This window comes from Xanthomonas sp. F14 (assembly GCF_014199865.1).
Genome location: NZ_JACHOM010000005.1, coordinates 350,888 through 373,430, shown reverse-complemented (window position 1 = coordinate 373,430; position 22,543 = coordinate 350,888). Strand labels below are relative to the sequence as shown.

Genomic DNA, 22,543 nt, shown 5'->3' with positions numbered 1-22,543 from the left:
TGAACTGTTCTGCGTCCCAGCCACCGATCCATCGTTCATCAGACATCCTTCCCAGACCTTCCATGTCATTGCTCGAATCTGCCGCCGTCGTGATCAACCTGCTGGGCGTCTGGCTGACCGCGCGGCGCATTCGCTGGTGCTGGCCGGTCGGCATCGTGGCGGTGGTGCTGTATGCCTGGCTGTTCTATGAGTGGAAGCTGTACTCGGACATGCTGCTGCAAGGCGTCTACGTGCTGACCCAGCTGTACGGCTGGTGGCAATGGCAGCGCGGGATGGCGGCACAGACACGCATTCGCCCGTTGCCGATGCCGCAGGCGGAGCTGTGGATCTCGCTGTGCATCGGTGCCGTGTTCGCCGCCGCGCTCGGTGCCTACATGCATCACCGCACCGATGCCGCACTGCCTTGGCTGGACGCGGCGCTGGCCAGCTTCAGCCTGGTCGCCAGCGTCTGGGCCGCACGCAAGCGCATCGCCAACTGGATACTGTGGGTCGTGCTCGATTGCGTCTACGTGGGCGTGTTCGTCAGCAAGGGGCTGTACCCCACCGCACTGCTGTATGCAGGCTTCGTGCTGCTGGCCATGTATGGATGGCGCAGCTGGAAAACCCAACAGCAGCAGAACCCGGCAGGCCTTGCCTGAGCCACCTGCAGTTTGCGGGCGCGTTCTTCTTTACCATCGCTGCATGCACCTCTCTTATCCGCCTGCCTTGCATCTGCGCCGCAGCCACCATCGGCAGGTCGCCGCATGAGCGCGTCGCGCCAACACGCCATCACCGAAATCGTCTCCGCGCAGATCGCCGCGGGCGAATGGGGCCCGGATCAGCGCCTGCCGGTGGAGCGCGAGCTTGCCGAACGCTTCGGTTGCACCCGCATCACCTTGCGTGAGGCCTTGCAGCAACTGGAAGCGCAGGGCCGCATCTACCGCGAGAACCGGCGGGGCTGGTTCGTCAGCGCACCGCGCGTGCGCTACGACCCCACCAGCATCGCCGGTTTCATGCAGTACGTGGCGGCGCAAGGGCGCAAACCGCGCACCGAGCTATTGAGTGCCACCCGGCAGGCAGCGGGGGCTGTCTACGCGGCCGCGCTACGGCTGGAGACGCCGTACGACGAAGTCTTCGTGCTGCAACGCCGGCGCTGGATCGACCGCCGCGCGGTGCTGCTGGAAACCAACGTGGTGCTGGCCGCCTGGGCGCCGGGCCTGCTGGAGCACGACCTGGCCGGCTCGCTATCGAGCGTGTTCAACCAGAAACTCGGGCTGTTCCTGAGCCGCGCGCAATTGTCGATGCATCCGGCCGGGCTGGACGCCGCGCAAGCCCTGTTGCTGCAGTCCACCACCGGCACACCGTGCTTCCGGCTGCAGCGGATCAGCTTCGCCGAAGACGGCCGCGCGGTGGAACTGGATATCGAATCCTGGCGTCACGATGCACTGGATGTGGTGGTGCGGACCGAGGCACCGATGCGGTCGGCGCTTTAGCGCCGGGAATCGGGAATCGGGAATCGGGAATCGGGAATCGGGAATCGGGAATCGGGAATCGATGGTGAGCATCACGCGCTGCTTTCTTCGTTGCATCTGTAGTGCATCGTTGCGATGCTCTCTGCGGTTGACCACATGTCGCAGAACCGACTGAGGTGGCTATGGGTACATGCTCAAAAAGATGATGCAGGCCGCAGCATCTGTGCCCGCCTAACAACTGCATTGTTGTTCGCGTCAGTGGCTCTTGGTCATTCCATCGCCGCTCCCGCCCAACGCAGCGGGCAGGCTCGGCCGCGATACCACTATGCGTCGAACAGCCTGCGCTGTGGGTCAGGTGGCGGCAGGTCGGCGAGCAGTTGCGCGAGTTGATCGCGTTGCGCACGTAGCGGGTCGTGCATCAGGAAGTTGGCCAGGCGTGCGTGCCAGGCCGGCCAGCGTGTGGCCAGTGCATCCATGTCGCCATCGGCAGGGCGGCCTTCGTGCGGCGAGGCGACGAAGGCGGTGTCGCACAGCACGTTGCGCCATCCCAGGCCAGCCATGCGCAGGCTCAGGTCCACCAGTGCCGCATACCAGGAGCCATAGCTGCTGGCGTCCAGGCCGCCGGCCTTGCGCCGCGCGCTGCCGCGCAGCAGCACCGCGTGGCCGATTGCCGACGGCAGTTCCGGATGCAATGGCGGCATCGCCGCGCACGCAGCGGCGAGCCGCTCCGGCGCGGCAGGCATCGGATTGAGTTCGCCCAGGCGTGGCCAGCTGCAGGCTTCGCCCACATTGCTCCACGGGGTGGCGGTGGCGATCGCCGCATCACGCGCAAAGCAGGCGTCGAGCTGATTCAACCACCCCGGCAGCGGGCAGGCATCCACACCCAGCACCACCACATCGGCATCGCCGCAGCCGCTGAGCATTTCGTCCAGATGGGCCACCTCGCCGAGCATGCGCTGACGACGGGTGTGATGCGCCTGCAGCCGCGTGCGCGCCAACCAGTGCGCGATCACCGCGCGGCCGCGCGGGCCGGCCTGCGCGTCGTCGGCCAACCACACCCGCGTGCCGGCGGGCGTGGCGGCATCCATTGCGCCCAGACAGGCATCCAGGGCCTCGTCGTCGGTGCCGACCGGCACCAGCACGACGGGCAATGCCGCACTCATTGCGGCTTCTGGCTGGGTTTCAGCGGCTCCATGGCTTTGAACTTCTGGCCGTATTCGTCGGTGAGATTGCGCGCTTCCTGCGGGTTGCGCACGATCGACGGAGTGATCAGCACGATGACTTCGCGGCGAGTGTTGTTTTTGCCCTTGCTCCCGAACAACCCACCGACGACCGGAAGTCTGCTCAGGAACGGCACGCCGTCGCTTGTGTCGGTCGTGCTGTCATCAATCAAACCGGCAAGCATCATGGTGTCGCCACTTTGCACTGCAGCTTCCGTTTTGACTCGACGCGTATTTATGTCGACATTGCAGGCTGCGCTATTGACGGTCGTAGTGGTGGCAGCGGTACACGCTGCCGGACGCGAGCCGGGAGTGCTAATTTCCTGCACGATGTCCAGGAACACCATACCGTCCTTGGTGACACGCGGACGCACCTTCAGGATCACACCGGTATCGATGTATTGCACCGAAGAGAAGCTGCTATCGCTGCCCAGCCCGGTGTTGATCGATGTGGAATTGATGGGGATACGGGAGCCGACGTTGAGCGTGGCTTCGGCATTGTTGCGGACGAAAACCGACGGCGTCTGTAGCAGGCGCACGTTGGTGACACGATCAAGCGCACTGATGACCGCAGCGGCATTCTTTCCAAGAAATGTCCAGCCAAGACCATTGTTGGTAACCGTCCCTGCTATGTCACCCCAGATGTTACGGCCTACTGCCGGTGGCAGACCTGCGCCTCCAGTCGCTGTCGCCGCATTCACCGCATTCTCGAAATACCAATTGACGCCGTAGCTGAGGTCACCGGTCAAATTCACCTCGGCCACCTGCGCTTCGATATGCACCTGCATCGGCATCACATCGAGCTTTTCGATGACGTCGCGGATCGAATTCCACGACTGCGGCGTGGAGCGCACCAGCAAGGTGTTGGTTTCGGCCACCGCCGACACGCCGACCTTGTCGCCTTCCACTTCCAGCGTCACCGCGCCATTGCCGTTGCTGCGCGGCGACAGTTGCAGGCTGCCGTTGCCCAGTCCACCGCTGCTGCTTCCACTGCCGCTGCTGCCGCCGAAGCTGCTGCCGGAGGAGCTGCCATCGCTGTTTTCGCCGATGCTGCCGCCGGTGGTGCCCGAGCTGCCTCCCATGCTGCTGTCGCGGTTACCCAGGGCGCCGCCGAGCACGCTGGTTTCCGAGCCCGGGGCCAGCGATGCGTTGGAGTCGCTGTTGTTGCCGCGCCCACCGAACACTTCCGACAGGCGGTCGGCCAAGTCCTTGGCCTTGATGTACTTCAACTCGTACGAGAACAGCCGCACGCCGCCACCGGCACTGTCGATGCGGTCCAGCCACTGCTGGATCTGGTCCAGGTAGCGCGGCTGCGGGGTGATCACCAGCACCGCGTTGGCGTTTTCCAGCGGCATGAAGCGGAACATGCCGGCACTGGGCGTCTTACTCTGTTCGCCGAACACCTTCTCCAGATCGGCCGAGACCTTTTCGGCCTTGCCGGACTGGATCGGGAACACACCCACCGACATGCCCGACAGCCAGTCCACGTCGAAGATCTGCACGGTGCGCAGGTAGTTTTCCAGCTCGGCGCGGGTGCCGCCCAGGGTGATCACGTTGCGCGAGGGATCGGTGCCGACGATGGCGTTCGGGCGCGCATAGGGCTCGAGCACCTTCTTCATTTCGCTGGCGGAGATGAACTTCAACGGCACCACGCGCACTTCGAAACCGCGCGCGGCCGACGGCGATGCTGTGCTGGGCGCGACGGTGCCGGCCAGCGCCTGGTCGGCCGGCACGATGTTGTAGCGGCCGCCGCTGAACACCATGCGTGCGTTGTTCCAGCCCAGCACCATTTCCAGCAGGTTCAAGGCCTGCGCCGGCGAGACCGGATTGGGCGTGGCCAGGGTCACGGTGCCCTGCACGCCGGGGGCGATGACGTAGTTCTGCCCGAGCATGTCGCCCAGGATCGCCTTGACCACCGCCTGCACCGACTCGCCTTCGAAGTTGAAGGTGGCGCTGCCGCTGCTGGCCATGCCCAGCGTCGGTGCCGGCGCGCTCGCCGCGCTCTGGTTGATCATGGTGCCGCTGCCACGCCGGATCACCGGGGTGGGCTTGGCGCTGGCATTGCCCTCGGCGCGTTGCTCGGCACCGGTCTGGGTGGCGCCGGCGGCGCCGACTTGCGGGTCCAGGCGCGCGTCGCGGCGCACGTCCGGCGGCGGAGTGGTGGCGCAACCGGCCAGCAGGCCGATCAGCAGGGACACGGGAAACAGGCGCTGCGTCATGCGTTCACTCATTGGGTCTGACCGGGGGTAGAGCCGCTCTGGCGCTGCTGTTGCAGCTGGCGGCGTCGGGCTTCGATACGTTCGCGGATGGCGCGCATCTGATCATCGGAGGGGCGTGGGGCTTCCTGGGCGCCATCGCTGCGCTGCGGCGGCACCGTCGGCGGTGTCTGCCCACCGGGCTGCTGTGGCGGCGTGGCGGGCTGGGTCTGCGGCGGCTGCGTCGGTGCGACCGCGGCGGCATCGGGCGACGGTAATGGCGGGACGGCGCCGGCAGCGCCACGCGCGCCCGCATTGGCGGTGGGCGGTTGCCCGCCCAGGCCGTTGAACACGTGCAGCTCCAGTGTCTGGGTGCCGCCGGGGCCTTCGATGGTTGCGCTGCGCGGCTGCAGGGCGAGCAGGCGCCAGCCCTTGACCGCTTCGCCGCCCAGCTGCACCCGCACCGAATCCTGTGGGTCCAGCGTCAGCGTGGCCATCTTGAAGTTGTCCGTCAGCAGCACGCCGGTCAGGCGCACCGTCGAGGCGGCGCTGCTGCCGTCGTTGCCGGACAGGAAGAACGGATGCGGCAGGCGGTCTTCGGCGAAGGCCGGATGCGCGGCGATCTCCGAATATTTTTCGAACGCGCCCAGCCGTTCGGGTGCCGGTGCCGGCAGGGTGGGCAGGCGCTGCACCAGGGCCGGGTCGTCCGGCAGCAGCTCCACGCGCTTGCCCAGCCCGGCCACGGACAGCACGCACACCAGCAGCGCCCAGCCGACCACGGTGGCCAGCAGCCAGGTGCGCAGGCCGATCATGTCAAGGCGCATTGCTGGCCTCCGCGGCGTCGGGGGCGGCGGGGGCGGCGTCGGTGTTCAACGGCGCGGCACTGGCGCCGGGGCGCAGGTAGCCGGCCAGTTCGAAGGCGATGTCCAGGCCGTTGCCGCTTTCGTTGGGCGAGAGTTGGTAGCGCTGCGCCGACACGTTGAGGTTGTCCACGAACAGGCGCGGGGCGCCGTTTTCCAGGCTGTACAGCACCGAGGCCAGCTCCGGGGTGCCGCAGCGCAGGCGCACCTGCACCGCGACGCGGGTGAAGCGGTCCTTGCTTTCCGGCTGCAGCGGCGAGCGGTTGCTGATCGCGCAGCTACGGTTGCCGGGGCTGGCTTCCACCACGGCGCGTTCCAGCCGCTGCACCAGGCCGGCCGATGCCAGTTCGGCCGAGGTTTCCGGCAGGAAGCCCGGGCGGCTTTCCAGGGTCTGGCGCGCCTGGCGTAGCCGTTTGCTGATTTCCGGCGCCTGCTGCAGTTGCACGCGCACGCGCAGCTCGCGCTCGCGCAGCGCTTGCAGGTCGTCCTGCACGGCGATCATCGGCTGGGTGAACCAGGGGTGCACCAGCACCAGATAGGCCACGCCGATCACCAGCAACAGCAGGCCCAAAGCGATCCAGCGATCGCGCTTAACGCTGCGTGGCATCGGCCGCCTCCTTGGCATCGGGGCCGGCCAGTTCGGCGGTGATGGTGAAGCGGTCGACGTTGCGACCGGCATCGCTCTGCAGTACGCCGGTCAGCGAGGGCGTGCGCCACAGTGGCGAGCCTTCCAGGCGCCGCACCAGCGAGGAGGCTTCGTTGCTCAAGCCGATCAACTGCAATTGCCCGCCTTCGACCGAGAATTTTTCCAGATAGGTGCCGCCCGGCAGACGCCGGCTCAGCTCGTCCCAGATTTCCACCGAGGTGGGGCGGGTGGCGCGTTGCTGCTGAAAGAAGTTGGCCCCTTCGACCAGATCCAGCAATTGCTGGCGTTCGGCGGCGACCTGGCGCGCACGCGCGGCGTTGGCCTGCACCTTGGCACGCAAGTCGTCGGCGGCCTGGCGGCGGTTGTCCAGCAGCAGCCAGCCGGCCACGGCCAGCAGCACCAGTGCGGCGGCGGCCAGCAACAGATTCCAGCGCTGCATTGGGTCGCTGCGCCGCAGCCGCCGTGCCGGCGGCAGCAGGTTCACGCCCAATGGCAGGCCCTGTGCATTGGCGACATCGATGCCGGACAGGGCGCTGGCCCATGCGTCGGGCACGCCGTCCGGGCCATCGATCATGCGCCGCGGCACCACCACCAGTTCGGCATCGAGCTGGCCGTCTTCGCGCACGTCCAGCACGCGCGCATCGAAGTACACCTGGTCGGCAGTGAACGGGGTTTGCCGATCGATCTCGAAGCGCGCCACATCCTGCAGGCGCGCCGCTGCCGCAGCAGGCAGGCGCAACGGACGACGCAAGGCATGCGCGGCCGGCAGCAGCCAATGCCGCGGCAGGCCTTCCAGCGCGGTCGGCAACAAGGCATGCACTTCCTGCGGCTGCACCGGCCACGGCAGGCTGGCGATGGTCTCGCTGCTGTGATCGCGCTGACGCAGCAACTGCAACGCCTGCCCATCGGGCTGCAACAACAGCCGCGACGGCGACAGGCCCAACTGCCATTGCCAGCGCTGCGGCAGCCAGGCCAGCAGCGATTGTTGCCACCAACGCCAGAAGCCTCCGGCTCCCGGCATGGCGCGTACGCCGATACGACCCAAGGTGTCCCGCCATGCGGTCATTGCACTGCTGCTCCCTCTTCCCAACGCAACACGGTATATGCCGACCCAGGTAATGCGGACGCACTGGTGGAGACCACCGCCCGCAACACAGCCTCGCGTCCCTGACTCAGTCGCGCCCGGCTCTCGATACTATAAGTGTCCGACCCACCGACCGTCGCCTCGCTGCCCGGCAAACCCGGCGGCGCGTCACGCTGGGCCAGCAGTTGCCGCGCATCCAGGCCCATCGCGGTCAGCACCGGGCCCGGCGCAAAGCGCGCTTCGGGGCGCGAGCGTCCGCTGTACAGGGTGAGGTTGGGCAATAGCTTGCGATACAGCTCGCCATCCATTCCCAGCACCAGGCGCAACTCGCCCAGCGTTTCGAACGGGCCATCCTTTGCGCCGTACGGCAATCCGGCATCGGCATAATCGCGATCTTCCGCGCCGCCGCCGGGCTGGCTGAGCGAATCGCCATCGCGCCAGTCGACGATCGCGCCGGCAATGCGCGTATCGCGGCCCTGTTCGCCACCGACCGCGCGTACCAGGCCGGCCAGCAGCGCGGGCTCGGCCATGTTCAAGTCCACCTTGCCGCTTTCGTCGGTAATGCGGATCTCCACCGTGGCATCGTCCATCTGCCAACGATAGCGCCGGCCGTCTGCGAGCCAGCGCGCCTGGGTGTCGGTGCTCTGCAGGCGGGAAAGTGCGTATTCCAGCCCGGAGCGCGCGTATTCCTGCGCCTGCGCGCCATTGCGCAGCATGCTGCCCTGCAGCGCTTCCACCCGCGCGGTCAGCGCGAATGCGCCGATCATCGCGGTGAGCAGCGCAATCAGCCACAACACCAACACCAGCGCGGCACCGCGCATTGCGCTCATTGCCCCGCTCCCGGGTTGCTGGATTGCGGCAAGGCCACCACCAGCGGCGGCCAGGCGGCACCGCCGCTACGGATCTCGATGCGCACCAGCAATGGCAGACGGTCGTGCCATTCCCACTGCGGCAACCATGCGCTCAGGCGGCCGCTCTGCGGATCCATCCCGCGATACCGAAAGCTCACCTGCTGCACGTCTTCGGCGAGTGTTTCCGGCGGCAGCGTGGTGCCCTCTTCGATCGACTTGCCCGATTGCAACATGGTCAGCGCGATCCGCAGCGTGCGCTGCTCGCCATCGCCGGCCACCGACAGATCGTGCAGGTACGGCCCGCCGCGGCCCAGGTAATCCGGCACATCGGCGGCAAAACGCAGACGCTGCGGCTCGCCGATGAACAGCATCGGCTGCTGACTCTGCGGGTCGATGCCCATCGCGATCGGCAGTGCCGCCGCCAGCCGCCGGCGCAGGAATTCTTCCACCGCACGCACGCGTTCGCTGCGCTGGGCGATCGCCTCGCCGCGCTGGCTGACCGCGCTGGCCGAGCGCAAGGTGGCAAACGCCAATGCCAGCCCGCCGACCAGCAACATGGTCGCCAGCAATACTTCGATCAAGGTGAAGCCGGCACTGCGCGAGCGACTCATGGCGCGCTGCCCGGCTGCGCCGCAGCCACCAGCCGCAAGGTGCGCCACTGCAGGACCTGGTTGGGCTGCTCGCCCCAGCGCACCACCAGGGTCAGCTGCAGCAGCGTGTGCGCGCCGGGGGAGACCGGCGCCTGCGGATTGCGTCGCGGCTCGTCGTACGGGCGCACATCCATCGACCAACGGAAATGCCCGTCTTCGAAGGTGCCTTGCTGCTGCTCGGGCACCAGCGGTTTGTCCATGCCCTGCGCTGCCAGCAACGATTGCGCATGCAGGGTGGCGCGCGTGCTCTCGTCGGCCGCGCGCACCTGACGTGCGGCACCAGATAGCGATCCCAGCAACAGGCTCAACGCCAACGCCAGCAACGCAAAGGCGACGATCACCTCGATCAGCGTGTAACCGCGCTGGCGCTTCATGGCGCAGGCGTCCGCAACTGCCCGGAACGCACTTCGCCGGTGATCCAGCCCACGTCCACGCGCCAGGTCGCGTCCTTGACGCGCAGATCAATGCGCCCGCCGGTGGAGGCGCCATCGGGGAAGAACTGGATGGCGCCCTGATCCTGCCGCGACTGCACCTGCCGCGCGCCGGTGAAGCGCACCTCCAGCGACGACGGCAGATCGCCGTGATGGCCGCCGGGGGCTTCCCAGCGGCGCTGCTGCGGATCGATCAGAAACCGCTGCGGCGTGCCGGTGGCAATCGCCTGGGTGCGCGTGTAGCGCAGCTGCGAGGCGATCGCCTTGCCGGCGGTGCGCAGGCGCATGCCGTCGATTCCGCCATTGAGCGCAGCGGCAGCCAATACGCCGGCCATCGCGATCAGGGCGATGACCAGCAACATCTCCAGCAACGAACTGCCACGCGTGCGGGGACGACCAGGGCCGACCACTCCACGCGGATGACGCAACGGCTGACACGCAACGCGCATGGCAAACGGCTTATTGGTACTTGATGTCCGCGTCGTAACTGCTGCCACCGGGGCGGCCGTCCTTGCCCAGGCTGATCAGATCGAACGGCTGGCCATCGCCGGGCGCGCGGTATTCGATGGTGTGGCCCCACGGGTCGTTGAGTTCGGCCGGCTTGGCGTACGGGCCCAGCCAGCCGCTGCTGCCACCGGGCTGGGTCACCAGGTCGTCGAGCTTGCTCGGCAACTTGCCGGTGTCGAGCTGGAAATTCTCGATCTTGCCGGCCAGGGTCTGGATCTGCGACTTGGCCAGGTTGGCCTTGCCGCGATCGGCACCACCGAGCACACGGCTGCCGACCAGGGTCAGCACCGCGCCGATCAGGACGATGACGATGATGATTTCCAGCAGGCTCATGCCGGCCTGGCCTGCACGCGACGGACTACGGGTGATGGAGCGCTTGATCATGAACGATTTCCTTGCACGTCGATGAAAGATGCTGCCGCCAGAAGATGACACGGCGGGCATTGCAATGGTTCCCGCATGGGTGTCGCGCGGTCACCGGAAAGTTGTTGTGAATCCGCCGCCACGTTATCCGATGGCATTGGTCAGGTCATACAGCGGCACCAGCACCGAAATGATGACAAGCCCCACTACCGAGGCCAGCACCAGCGTGATCAACGGCACCAGCGCGGCCAGCGCGCGGTCGATGGCTTGCGCGGTTTCCAGCTCGAAGGTGTCGGCGGTCTTGAGCAGCATCGTGTCCAGGGCGCCCGATTCTTCGCCGACCTGGATCATCTGCAGGGCCAGCCGCGGGAAGCGCTTGCCGCGTGCCAGCGACATCGCCAGGCCATGGCCGTTCTTGACGTCGTCGGCCGCGGCGTCGACATCCTCGACCAGCGCCAGATTGGACATCACGTTGCGCGCAATGCCGATTGCCGCCAGCAGCGGCACGCCGTTGCGCAGCAAGGTGCCCAGCGTGCGCGTCAGCCGTGCGGTTTCCAGGCGCGCGATCAGGCTGCCGACCACTTTCTGCCGCAGCAACCACTCATCCAGCGCGGCACGGAACGCGGCATTGCGGCGCTTGCGATCCAGCCACAGCCCCAGCACGCCCGGCACCACGATCAGCACCACCCACCAGTCGCGCACCAGCAGGCCCACGCTCAACACCGCCTGGGTGAACCACGGCAAGGCCACATCCAGGCTTTCGTACATCTGCGCGAACTGCGGCACCACATAGCCGAGCAGGAACAGCAGCGCGCAGCCGACCACCGCCAGCAGGATCGCCGGATAGATCAATGCGTTGATCACCTTGCCGCGCAGCGCACGGCTGCGCTCCAGGTAATCGGCCAGGCGCTGCAGCGTGTCCTGCATGCTGCCGCCGGCTTCGCCCGCACGCACCATGTTGATGTAGAGCTTGGAAAACAGCCCGTGCTGGCGTTCCAGCGCCGAGGACAGCGGCGCGCCGCCACGCACGGTGTCGCGCACATCGCCGATCACGCGCCGGCTTTTGTCGTCTTCGGGCAGATCCATCAGGATCGACAACGCGCGATCCAGCGGCTGACCGGCACCGATCAGCGTGGACAACTGCTGGGTGAACTGCACCAGCGCGGCGTTGTCGAACGGCTTCTTGCGCAGCAGCATGCGCAGCGACGGCGAGTCGTTTTCGCCGGTGGCCAGGCGCGTTTCCACCGGCAGGTGGCCCTGCTCCTGCAGGCGCAGCGCAACGTCCGCGTCGCTGGCCGCTTCCATCTGGCCATCGAGCATTTCGCCATGGGCGTCGAGCGCTTTGTAGCGGTACAGGGGCATCAGGCTGGACGGCCGGGAGTGGAGAATCGGGAATCGGGAATCGGGAAAAGCAGGAGCCTGCGCCGCGTTGGCGCCACCGGGCGCACACGCACGCGTGCAAAACGCATTGCCAGGACGCTGCTCTGCTTATCTTCCGATCCTGAGCATCCGATGCTCGTTGTGGCTCCGTTGACTCTCACGCATCCTCCGTCACGCGCAGCACTTCTTCGATGGTGGTTTCGCCGCGCAAGGCCTTGGACAGGCCGTCCTCGTACATGGTGCGCATGCCGGCCTTGCGCGCCAGTTGTTCGATCTCGCCCATGCCAGCGCGGCGCATCACCGCGCGCCGCAATTCGTCGTTCATCACCAGGAATTCGACGATGGTGGTGCGGCCCAGGTAACCGGTCGGCGCGGCAGCCGAGGCACGCGGACGATACAGGTAGATCTCGCCGTCCGGTTGCAGCCGGCGCAGATTGAAGCGTTCGATTTCTTCCGGCGATGCCAGATAACGCTCGGCGTTGGCCAGGTCGAGTTTGCGCACCAGGCGCTGTGCCAGGATGCCGTTGATGGTGGAGGTGAGCAGATAGTCTTCCACGCCCATGTCGAGCAGACGGGTGATACCGCCGGCGGCGTTGTTGGTGTGCAGCGTGGACAGCACCAGATGGCCGGTGAGCGCAGACTGGATCGCGATGCGCGCGGTTTCCAGATCGCGCATTTCGCCGATCATGATGATGTCCGGATCCTGACGCACGATGCTGCGCAGCGCGTTGGCAAAATCCAGCCCGATCTGCGGTTTGGCCTGGATCTGGTTGATGCCTTCGATCTGGTATTCCACCGGGTCTTCGACGGTGATGATTTTCACATCCGAGGTGTTGAGCTGGCTCAACGCGGTGTACAGCGTGGTGGTCTTGCCCGAACCAGTCGGGCCGGTCACCAGCATGATGCCGTGCGGTTGCTCCAGCACCTTGCGGAACTGCGGCAGAAACTCTTCGGTGAAGCCGAGCTTGTAGAAGTCGAATACCACCGTTTCGCGATCGAGCAGGCGCATCACCACGCTCTCGCCGTGCGCGGTGGGCACGGTGCTGACACGCAGATCCAGCTCCTTGCCCTGCACGCGCAGCATGATGCGGCCGTCCTGCGGCAGCCGGCGTTCGGCGATGTTGAGCTTGGCCATGATCTTGATGCGGCTGATCACCGCGGCGGTGAGCTTGGCCGGCGGGCTTTCGCCTTCCACCAGCACGCCGTCCACGCGGTAACGCACCTTGAGCCGGCTTTCGAACGGTTCGATATGGATGTCCGATGCGCGCAGTTCCACCGCGTGCTGGATCACCAGATTCACCAGCCGGATCACCGGCGCTTCGGACGCCAGGTCGCGCAGCGCTTCGATATCGTCGCTGCTGTTGGCATCGCCATCGGCGGTTTCCACGATGGTGCCCATCGCGCTGCGGCCCTGGCCGTACCAGCGCTCGATCAGGTCATCGATTTCCGAGCGCAGGCCGACCTGCAGCAACAATGGGCAACCGGTCGCAAGCCGCACTGCGTCGATCGCGTAATCGTCATAGGGATCGGCGATCCACAACTCCAGCCGGCCATCGCGTTCGCCGACCGGGCATAGATGAAATTGTTTGAGGAAGCGTAGCGACAGCCCCTGCACGTCCGGCAGCATTTCCGGTGGGGTATCGCCGAGCTGGCGTGCATCCACCAGCGGCAGACCCAGCACATCGGCGCAGGTCTCCGCATGATCGCGTTCGGACACCAGGCCCAGACGGCCCAGCAAGGCCAGCAGGCCCATACCGGATTCGGTCTGCAACTGGCGCGCGCGCAGCAGATCGGTGTCTTTCAGACGACGGCGTTCAAGCAGCGCTTCGACGATGCGTGTCTCCGCACTGCGATGCTCAATTGGATCGACGGCAACCGCGTTCACACTCGTCTCCACTGGTCCGGCGCCGACTGTAGCAGTTTGCCGCGACGATCAACCGTACGCATCTGAATCGTCCTGAAAAACGATGCCCCCGGTGATTGGCCGGGGGCATCGGTCACACTATGAGACGGCTTACTGTCGTGCGACGAGCGTCAGCTTCGCGTAGTCGGCAGCGCCCACCAACTTGATGTAGTAGGTGCCGGCCTTGGGGGCAGTGAAACGCACGGTTTCGCTGTTGCCCGGGCGGGTCGACTTGGCGTCGTAACTGGTGGCGCTGGGCTCGGCTTCATGGCTGACGTACACCGACACATCGCCGGTGCCGCCATAGGTCATGAAGCTGAGCACGGCACCGGCCTTGGCTTCGAAGCTGTACAGCGTGGAACTGGCGTAAGCACCGCTCAGGCCGGTCAGCGGGGCCTTGTTGGTCAGCGCGATGGCGGTCGGCGCGCAGCTCTCGGTGGCCGGATCGCAGGGCTCCACCAACACCGCTTCCAGCGCGGCCTTGGCATCGACGATGCCGCTGCCGATCGGGGTGCTGGCCGGCGGGGTCACCGGGAAGCGACGGCTGGTCTGCTTGAGCAGGGCTTCCACCGCAGCCGGGGTCAGCGGGCCATCGCCCAGACCGATCGCCGCGCTCTGCACCAGGGCGACGACACCGGCCACGTGCGGCGATGCCATCGAGGTGCCACCCAAGCCCATATAGGTATAGGTGCCCGAGGTCGGCGTGGTCGCACCGGTGTAGCCGGCCTGCCAGATGTAACCGCCCGGATTGCCGTCCACGCTGCCACCGCCGCCCGGGCCGGACAGGTCGACCTTGCTGCCGTAGTTGGAGTAGTAGGTGATGCCGCCGGTGATGCGCGTGGCACCCACGGTGATGGTGTTGTTGCAGCTGGCCGGCGAATGGTTGGCCGCATCCTCGCCGCTGTTGCCGGCCGCCACCACCACGGTGGTGCCGCGCGCGACCGCGCCGTTGATCGCCAGCTGGGTGGCCGAATCGCAGGGCTCGCCGCCACCCAGGCTCATGTTGATCACCTCGGCCGGGTTGGTGTTGGCCGGCACGCCAGCGACCGTGCCGCCGGACGCCCAGACGATCGCATCGGCGATGTCGGAGGTGTAGCCGCCGCAACGGCCGAGCACGCGCACCGGCAGGATGGTCGCCTTCGGCGCCACGCCAGCCATGCCCACACCGTTATTTGTCGCCTCGGCCACGGTGCCCGATACGTGGGTGCCGTGCCAGGAGCTTTCCTGTGCCACCGAGCCGTCATAGCAGACGTTGTCGGCCTCTTCCCAGTCGCCGTAATCCAGCGCGCCCGGCACGCGGGCATCGGTGGGACGACGCGAGACTTCGGCATCGGTGATGAAGTCGTAACCCTGCAGCAGGTTGCCGGCAAAGTCGGGATGGCCCGGCAGGATGCCGGTATCCAGCACTGCCACCACCACGCCCGCGCCCTGCGACAGATCCCAAGCGGCCGGCGCATTGATGCCGCCGTTGGGGTTGCTCAGATGCCACTGGTACTGCGCGTACAGCGGATCGTTAGGCACCAGTTGCGGGGTCACGTCGGTGGCGGCGACGCTCTTCTTGATGTCGACCGGGCGCAGCATGCGATCGATCTGCACGTCGGCCACGGACGGGTCGTTCTTGAGCTCGACCACCACCTTGTCCACCTGGGCGGTGGTCAGCGTGCTGGACAGCTTGATCAGGTCCGAGCCGATGCCGAGCTTGCGCACATACGTCGCCTTGGCGGCGGCTGCGCTGCTGCGTGCGCCGGTGCTCGCACCGACACGGCCGACCGCAGCCTGCACCGCGCTCAGCTTACTGGCGCGATCGGTCGCGGCAGCAGTGTTGTCCTTGTAGCGCACGATCAGGCGGCTACTGAACGCAGCGCCGGCCGATGCTGCCTGGGTCGGTTCCTTGACCAGCAGTTTCGGGGCAGCAGCGAGCGTGCCCGATGCACCGAGCGCCATCATCAGGATGGCGCCGGTCAGCGGGGAGAGACGGAAATTCTTGTCGATCACGGTGAAGTCCTCTTCGTGTTTTTCGTCGATCAGCTGGGAGCGGCTTCCGAACTGCGGCGCAACTGCGGTGCAGCGCGCTGCGTTCGATCAGCCACTCCTGGTAAGGCCATCACTCCATCGAATCCGTTGGCCGGCCCAGCCACGGTCCTTGCCCGCCCCCTCAGGCCTTGCTCTGGCGCGGCGGCGCACATCGGCGCCGCCGCGTGTCATGCAGCGGTGCGTTACCAGCCGAAGCCGGCACCCACACCGATCGAACTGTCGTCACCACTGAGTGCGCCGCCCACCGTCAAGGTGGCGCGCGGGCTGATCGCACGCTGGTAGCCCACCGACAACGCCGACTCGCCGTTCTGGAAACCGACACCGGCACCGACGCGGTTCTGCGTGGCGATGCCACCGACGCTGGCGGCCATGTTCAACATCGCCGAGCTCATCGCGCCCTGACGATCCAGGCGGCGGTTCTGCCTGCGCAGACGGTCTTCGATATCGCCCTGGTAGGTCTCGAAGCTGTCGGCCATCGCGTTGTAGCGGCTGTCGGTATAGCTGTTGGCCGCGGCAACGCCGTTGTCCAGCTGGCCCTTGTTGACCGCATCGGTGGCTCGCGTGCCGGCGGCCACATTGGCCACCTGACGCTCGCCGCCGACGCTGCCCACCGACACCGTGTTGGCACGATCGGCAACCGACCCCTGACCCAGCGCGACCGCACCTTGCGCACTCGCACGTGCGCCCTGTCCGATCGCCGTGCCGGAGGCCGCACTGACCTGCGCGCCTTCGCCCATCGCCACCGCATTGGTCGCCACCGCGGCAATCTGCGTATTGGCGCCGACCGCGGTGCTGCCATCGGCATTGACGCGTGCGTTGCTGCCGATCGCGGTGTCGTTGGGGCCATGCGCATACGCGCTGCCGCCGATCGCCGTGCCGGTCACGTGATTGGCCACTGCGGCCGTGCCCACGGCGGTGGACGTTGCAGCCGGGGTGATACTGCCGACCACTGCGGCGGTCGGCGTGCCCTGCACGCCTGCGCCGGTATCGGCAACGGCGTTGCCCGACGGGCTCACTGCGCTCGCAGCCACTGCAGGCACCCCTGCAGTGCGCAGCGACAGCGTGCGTGCCGCAGTGCTGGCCGTTGCGGTACCACCGCGTGCATCCAGCTCGGTGACCTTGCTGTCCAACGCGGTCAATGCCGCACCGACATTGTTGTAGCTGGCACCCTGGATCACGTAGGTCGGCGCGACGAACACGCCCTGCGCACCGATCGCCGCGCCACCGCCGAGGAAACTGGCGGCGTTGCTGAGCGACTGGAACAGCTGGCCGCCGTTGATCGCATCGGTACTGGCACCGGCAATCGCACCATTGCCGACGTTGACGATGCGGCGCGTGGCCGGGCCGCCGCGGCCATCGCCGCTACCCACCGAGACCACGTTGGCATCGTAGGTACGCGAGCCTGAGCCCAACGCCACCGAGTCGGCACCACTGGCACCGGCATTGGCACCCAGCGCCACCGCATTGGCACCGCTCTGGCGCACGAAGGAGTTGTAGCCCAACGCCACACCGTTTTCGCCGATGGAATTGGTCTGCCGGCCCATCGCGGTGCTGTTCACGCCGCTGGCGCTGCTGTCCACGCCCATGGCGCTGGCGCCGGTGGCCGAGGCGCGGCTGCCGGAGGCGATCGCCACGCTGCGTGCGCCGCTGGCGGTTGCACCGGCGCCCGCGGCAGTGGCGCGATCACCGGTTGCGCTGGCCACCCCTTCACCGGTGGTTTGCACCATGCCGTTGGTGGTCTGCACATCGGCCGCCAGGGCATCCAGCTGGCCCTTGTTGACCGCATCGGTCGCCGCCTGGCCGTCGCTGACATTGACGATGCGACGCGTAGCCGGACCGCCGCGGCCATTGCCGCTGCCGATCGACACCGTGTCGGCTTCGTAGGTGCGCGAGCCCGAGCCCAGCGCCACCGAATCGGCACCGGTCGCACCGGCGTTGGCACCGAGGGCCACACCATTGACCGCGCTCTGGCGCACGAACGAGTTGTAGCCCACCGACACCGCGTTCTCGCCGATCACGTTGACCTGACGACCGACACCGGTGCTGTTGATGCCGGTTGCCGATGCATCCACACCGACCACGCTGGCGCCGACCGCATCGGCGCGGCTGCCGCCACCCAGGGCAAGCGTATTGTCGGCAAGGGCCGCCGCGCTCTGACCGAGCGCGGTGGCATTGACGCCGTCGGCATACGAATTCCAGCCGATGGCGGTGGTGTAGTCGGCCGTGGCCCACGCGCCCGCACCGAATGCAGCAGCGCCGGTGCCGGAGGCACGCGCCGGGATGAAGCCGAAGAACGTGCTGCCGCCGACGGCCACGCTTTCTTCGCCGGTGGCCTCGCTGAATTCGCCGACGGCCACTGCACTTGCGCCGGAGGCCAGTGCGGCGGCACCCACGGCGGTGCTGTAGTCGCTGGACGCCACCGCACCATAGCCCAGCGCCGACGACAGCCTGCCGCTGGATTCGCTGTAACCACCGAAGGCGGCGCTGCCGACATTGGAGGCGGTGCTGCGGAAACCGGCCGCGGTGGCCTGGTTGTCCGATGCCACCGCTTCGCTGCCGAGCGCGGTCGCATAGGTCGAAATTGCCTGCGCGCCGGCACCGTTTGCGCTGGCACCGACATCGCTGGCCAGGGCATTGCTGCCGACGGCGCTGCTGTTTTCGCCGGTGGCCTGGGCGTTGTTGCCCACTGCAGCTGCGCCGGTTCCGCTGGCCAGCGCACTCACGCCAACCGCCGTTGCGTTATCGACCACCGCCTGCGCACCGGCACCCAACGCCGTGGCGCCGGTACCGGTGGCATTGGCGCCCTCGCCTGCGGCCAGGGCGTTGTCGCCCTCGACGTAGGCACCGGCATCGCTGTCATCGCTGCCGCTGGCCTGGAAGTACTTGCTGGTGGATTGTGCGGTTTCGGCAACGGCGTTGAGCTGATCCAGATTCACCGCGTCGGTGCCCTGCGTACCGGCGGCCACGTTGGTGATCTGACGCTCGTTGCCGGCGCTGCCCACCGACACCGCAAAATCGCGATCGGCCACCGAATCGGCACCCAGCGCCACGCTGCCTTCGCCGGTGGATTCGGCAAAATTGCCGAGCGCGGTGCTGTTGAGGCCCGGTGCCCATGCCGCGCCGCCGAGCGCGGTGGAGTAGTCCCCGGAGGCTTCAGTCGGCAACAGGCCGAGCAGGGCGCCACCGACCGACACGCTGTTGTAGCCGCTGGCCACGCTGCCCTGGCCGGCTGCAACGCTGTAGTCGCCGGTTGCGGTGGCATCGCCACCCACGGCCACGGTATTGGAGCCGCTGGCGGTGCTGAAATTGCCCAGCGCGGTGCTGTTGAAACCGGTCGCACTGGAATAGCCGCCCAAGGCGGTGGAGTAGTTGGAGGTGGCCTCGGCACCGAAGCCGAACGCCGCCGCGCTGGTGCCATCGGCCACGCTCTCTGCGCCGACCGCAGTGGCCGACTCGCCACTGGCGCTGGCGAAATAGCCCACCGCGGTGGTTTCGCTGCCATCGGCCACGCTCAACGTGCCGGCGGCCAGGGAACCATCGCCATACGCACCTGCCGCCGCACCCAGCGCGGTGCTCTGCGCGCCGGCGGCTTCGCTCTCGCCACCCACGGCCACGGCGTAATCGCCGCTGGCCTGACTGAAGGCGCCGTTGGCGATGCTGCCGTAGCCACTGGCAGCGGCGTTGTAGCCGGCTGCATTGGCGTACTGCGCGGTGGCGCTGGCACCGCTGCCGATGGCGACGGCGCCGATCGCAGTGGCCTGGCTGCTGGAACCGAACGCGCTGCTGTAATCGCCGTCTGCGGTAGCGTTGGAGCCGGCTGCGGTGGCGTCCTCGCCCTGCGCATCGGCCGTGCCGGTGCCGGTGCCGGCAAACAGACGCGCAGTGGTTTCGGCGGTTTCGCCGACTGCGTTGAGCTGGTCCAGGTTCACCGCATCGGTACCCTCGGTACCGGCGGCGACATTGGTGATCTGGCGCTCGCCACCGACGCTGCCGACCGCCACCGTATTGTCGCGATCGGCAACCGCGCCGGCACCCAGCGCCACGCTGTTGTCGGCGTAGGCCACGCTGTCGGTACCCAGTGCCGTGCTGCCCTGGCCCCACGCCACGCTGGCCACACCCACCGCAGTGGATGCAGCACCGTTGGCAAGGCTTTCATAACCGAGTGCGGTTGCGCCGCGCCCGCTGGCGATACTGCTGGCACCCAGCGCCGTGCTGTTATCGGCGAGCGCCGACGCATCGGAACCTGCCGCAACGCTGTCGGCGCCTTCGGCAATTGCGGTGCCGTCACCGGTGGCGACGAACGTGCGCGCGGTGTTGGCGGCGCCATCGGACACTGCCGTGAGCTGATCCAGATTGACCGCATCGGTGCCTTCGGTACCGGCAGCGACATTGGTGATCTGACGCTCGCCGCCAACCGTGCCCACCGACACCGTGCTGGCGCGATCGGCCACTGCGCCGACGCCGAGCGCAACGCTGTTGTCGACCGCAATCCGCGCGCCGTCGCCGATCGCAATGCTGTCTGCGCCTTCGACGACTGCCTCGGTGCCCAGCGCAATGCTGCGATCGCCATAGCCGACTGACTGCGAACCGATGGCGATTGCACGCCCACCGCCGGCATAGGCGTTGTCGCCGATGGCGACCGAAACGCTGCCGCTGGCGGCCGAGGTGATGCCCACCGCGACGCTGCCCGCGCCGTAGGCGGTGCTTTCCGCACCCACGGCGGTGCTGGTGTCGCCCCAGGCCACGCTGGCAAAGCCGAGTGCGGTGGATTCGAGGCCATTGGCGATGCTTTCGAAACCGATCGCGGTACCGCCACGACCATTGGCCACGCTGGTGCCGCCGACTGCAGTGCCATAGAAGCCCGATGCCGTGCTGTCGGCACCCACGGCGGTGGCATAGCGGTCGCTGGCGATACTGTTGAAGCCGAGCGCGGTGGCATTGTTGACATTGGCCACCGCACCACTGCCGACCGCAGTGGTGTTGACCGCTGACGCCAGGCTGCTCGAACCCAGCGCAGTGCTGTAATCCTCGTAAGCCGATGCATTGGAACCGGCCGCAACGCTGTCCACGCCTTCGGCAATCGCGGTGCCATCGCCGGTGGCCACGAAGGTGCGCGCGGTGGTGGCGGCGACGTCGGACACGGCGGTGAGCTGATCGAGATTGACCGCATCGCTGCCTTCGGTACCGGCGGCGACGTTGGTGATCTGACGCTCGTCGCCAGCCGCACCCACCGACACGGTGTTGGCGCGCGTGGCCACTGAATTGGCGCCCAAGGCCACCGAGTTGGCGCCGCGTGCGGTGCTGTAGTAACCCAGCGCGGTGCTCAGCTCGCCGCTGGCCCAGGATTCCGGGCCAACTGCCGTGGCACCTTCGCCAGGTGCATAGGCGAAGTAACCCACCGCGGTGGCTTCGGTGCCGGAGGCTTCGCTGAGCGTGCCCACTGCCGTGGTGTAGCTGCCCGATGCGATCGCACCGGCGCCGAGCGCGGTGGAGGCTTCGCCGCTGGCCTGGGTCTGTACGAAGAAGCCCAGACCCGGGATGTAATCGACCGGACCACCGACAGCGGTGCTGCTGGTGCCGCTGGCGCTGGTCTGCGTGCCCACCGCAGTGGCGTAATCGCCCGCCGCATTGGCTACCGCACCGAACGCGGAAGACTGCGTCCCGGCCGCATACGCACCGACGCCGAACGACGAGGCGGCGAAGCCATCGGCATTGGCGCTGGCGCCGACTGCGGTTCCGCCGACGCCGGCACTGGTGGCGCCGGTGGTGACCGGCACGCCGCCGTTGGTGACCAACGGCTCGCCGTCTTCGTCCACGGCAGCGCCGCCCACGGCCACGCTGCCAGGGCCGTTGGCCTGCGCGTTATGGCCGAATGCCGCGCTGTTCTGCCCGGATGCGAGCGCATTGGCGCCGACCGCAGTGGCATTGTCGGCCACCGCATTGGCACCGGTTCCCAGCGCAGTGGTCGCCGTGCCTACTGCATTGGCGGCATCGCCGGCAGCCAACGCGCTATCGCCTTCGACATAGGCGCCGACGCTGTCTTCGCCGGGGGTCGCCTTGAAGAACGTGGCCGTGTCTTCGGCCACGTCGGCCACGTCGCGCAACTGCGCCACGTTGACCGCGTCGGTGGCGTTGACGCCGGCGCCGACATTGGTGATGCGGCGCGTGGCCGGGCCGCCGCGGCCATTGCCGCTGCCGACCGACACCACATCGTCTTCGTGGGTGCGCGAGCCTGCGCCCAGCGCCACCGAGTTGGCACCGGTCACGCCGGCGTTTGCACCCAGCGCGACGCCGTTTTCGCCGCTCTGGCGTACGAAGCTGTTGTAACCGATGGCCACCGCGTTCTCGCCGATCGCATTGGTCTGGCGGCCGATCGCGCTGCTGTTCACGCCGCTGGCGCTGCTGTCGGCACCGCTGGCGAGCGCGCCGGTGGCGCTGGCGCGGCTGCCGGCGCCGATGGCAGTGGCGTTGGCGGCAGGTGCCGATGCGCCGCGGCCGACCTCGACCGATTGCGCCATTGCAGAAAGGGGGAGTGCGATGCCGGCGCTACCCAGCGCCAGGGCGATCGCGGCAACCAGGCAACGGCTCTGGCGACGGTCGATGAATGCGGCGGTGCTCACTGCGCCCGGGCTGTCGCCGCTGGCCAATTCCGATGCCACGGCCCACACGCCTAACGATTTGTTCCAGACCTTGCGATAAATCCGATTCATCGACGCACTGCTCCTGAATGTTGGGACTGGTTTTTTGACGAACACCCACCATCGCGAGGCGTTCCAGCCGCTGCGGTTCCCCGTGGTGATTGGCGCCATGGGCCAAATGGCAGTGCGCGGAAGCTGCACCCTGGGTAGTCAAAAAGTGAACGCTACCCAACCATAGAACTGAGCGAAGTGTTAACAGCGGTCAAATCAGGCGTCAAGTTTTTGACAGAAAGCGAAGCTGAGCGTGCGTTCCATCACACTTCTGCTTGC

General features: G+C 67.3%; 16 protein-coding genes. 2 read left to right on the top strand and 14 right to left on the bottom strand.

Annotation, left to right across the window (positions count from 1 at the left end; genetic code table 11):
• Positions 1 to 62 precede the first annotated feature (62 nt).
• A complete protein-coding gene (gene pnuC, locus GGR73_RS18275; RefSeq protein WP_046344324.1) occupies positions 63 to 638 on the top strand; it encodes a nicotinamide riboside transporter PnuC in 576 nt (191 codons plus the stop codon).
• Positions 639 to 743: 105 nt separating this feature from the next.
• Positions 744 to 1,472 (top strand): UTRA domain-containing protein, encoded by a 729-nt coding sequence (locus GGR73_RS18270; protein WP_104541638.1) that lies wholly within the window; start codon positions 744 to 746, stop codon positions 1,470 to 1,472.
• Between the two features lie 302 nt (positions 1,473 to 1,774).
• Here GGR73_RS18270 and GGR73_RS18265 read toward each other — a convergent pair whose 3' ends face one another.
• From GGR73_RS18265 to GGR73_RS18200, 14 genes are all read right to left on the bottom strand, one after another.
• Complete coding sequence (locus GGR73_RS18265) at positions 1,775 to 2,614, bottom strand: glycosyltransferase family 2 protein (RefSeq protein ID WP_046344326.1); 840 nt, start codon at positions 2,612 to 2,614, stop codon at positions 1,775 to 1,777.
• Entirely contained in the window at positions 2,611 to 4,902 is a 2,292-nt protein-coding gene (gene gspD / locus GGR73_RS18260; protein WP_184458210.1) for a type II secretion system secretin GspD, read from the bottom strand. Before gspD ends, GGR73_RS18265 begins: the two co-directional genes overlap by 4 nt.
• The gene (gene xpsN, locus GGR73_RS18255) at positions 4,899 to 5,690 is read right to left on the bottom strand and encodes a type II secretion system protein XpsN (RefSeq protein WP_184458208.1); all 792 of its coding nucleotides are present in this window, start codon (positions 5,688 to 5,690) and stop codon (positions 4,899 to 4,901) included. Before xpsN ends, gspD begins: the two co-directional genes overlap by 4 nt.
• Positions 5,680 to 6,333: a type II secretion system protein GspM gene (gspM, locus tag GGR73_RS18250; RefSeq protein ID WP_184458206.1), complete on the bottom strand. Its 654-nt coding sequence runs from the start codon at positions 6,331 to 6,333 to the stop codon at positions 5,680 to 5,682. The genes xpsN and gspM overlap by 11 nt, the downstream gene beginning before the upstream one ends.
• Positions 6,317 to 7,438, bottom strand: coding sequence for a PilN domain-containing protein (locus GGR73_RS18245; protein ID WP_024939114.1), 1,122 nt, complete (start codon positions 7,436 to 7,438; stop codon positions 6,317 to 6,319). The genes gspM and GGR73_RS18245 overlap by 17 nt, the downstream gene beginning before the upstream one ends.
• A complete protein-coding gene (locus tag GGR73_RS18240; protein WP_016901924.1) occupies positions 7,435 to 8,286 on the bottom strand; it encodes a type II secretion system minor pseudopilin in 852 nt (283 codons plus the stop codon). Before GGR73_RS18240 ends, GGR73_RS18245 begins: the two co-directional genes overlap by 4 nt.
• Positions 8,283 to 8,918, bottom strand: coding sequence for a type II secretion system protein J (locus GGR73_RS18235; protein ID WP_016901925.1), 636 nt, complete (start codon positions 8,916 to 8,918; stop codon positions 8,283 to 8,285). The genes GGR73_RS18240 and GGR73_RS18235 overlap by 4 nt, the downstream gene beginning before the upstream one ends.
• Entirely contained in the window at positions 8,915 to 9,331 is a 417-nt protein-coding gene (xpsI, locus tag GGR73_RS18230) for a type II secretion system protein XpsI (RefSeq protein ID WP_029218999.1), read from the bottom strand. The genes GGR73_RS18235 and xpsI overlap by 4 nt, the downstream gene beginning before the upstream one ends.
• Positions 9,328 to 9,837: a type II secretion system protein XpsH gene (xpsH, locus tag GGR73_RS18225; RefSeq protein ID WP_184458204.1), complete on the bottom strand. Its 510-nt coding sequence runs from the start codon at positions 9,835 to 9,837 to the stop codon at positions 9,328 to 9,330. The genes xpsI and xpsH overlap by 4 nt, the downstream gene beginning before the upstream one ends.
• 10 nt (positions 9,838 to 9,847) lie before the next feature.
• On the bottom strand, positions 9,848 to 10,279 hold the full coding sequence (gene gspG / locus GGR73_RS18220; protein ID WP_024939118.1) for a type II secretion system major pseudopilin GspG: 432 nt from the start codon (positions 10,277 to 10,279) through the stop codon (positions 9,848 to 9,850).
• 123 nt (positions 10,280 to 10,402) lie between these two features.
• Entirely contained in the window at positions 10,403 to 11,620 is a 1,218-nt protein-coding gene (gene xpsF / locus GGR73_RS18215) for a type II secretion system protein XpsF (RefSeq protein ID WP_047129329.1), read from the bottom strand.
• Positions 11,621 to 11,795: 175 nt separating this feature from the next.
• Positions 11,796 to 13,523, bottom strand: a complete 1,728-nt coding sequence (gene gspE, locus GGR73_RS18210) for a type II secretion system ATPase GspE (protein ID WP_167709711.1) — start codon at positions 13,521 to 13,523, stop codon at positions 11,796 to 11,798.
• A gap of 129 nt (positions 13,524 to 13,652) precedes the next feature.
• On the bottom strand, positions 13,653 to 15,536 hold the full coding sequence (locus GGR73_RS18205; RefSeq protein WP_016901936.1) for a diffusible signal factor-reguated S8 family serine peptidase: 1,884 nt from the start codon (positions 15,534 to 15,536) through the stop codon (positions 13,653 to 13,655).
• A 221-nt stretch (positions 15,537 to 15,757) separates the two neighbouring features.
• Complete coding sequence (locus tag GGR73_RS18200; protein ID WP_184458202.1) at positions 15,758 to 22,285, bottom strand: ESPR-type extended signal peptide-containing protein; 6,528 nt, start codon at positions 22,283 to 22,285, stop codon at positions 15,758 to 15,760.
• Positions 22,286 to 22,543: the final 258 nt, after the last annotated feature.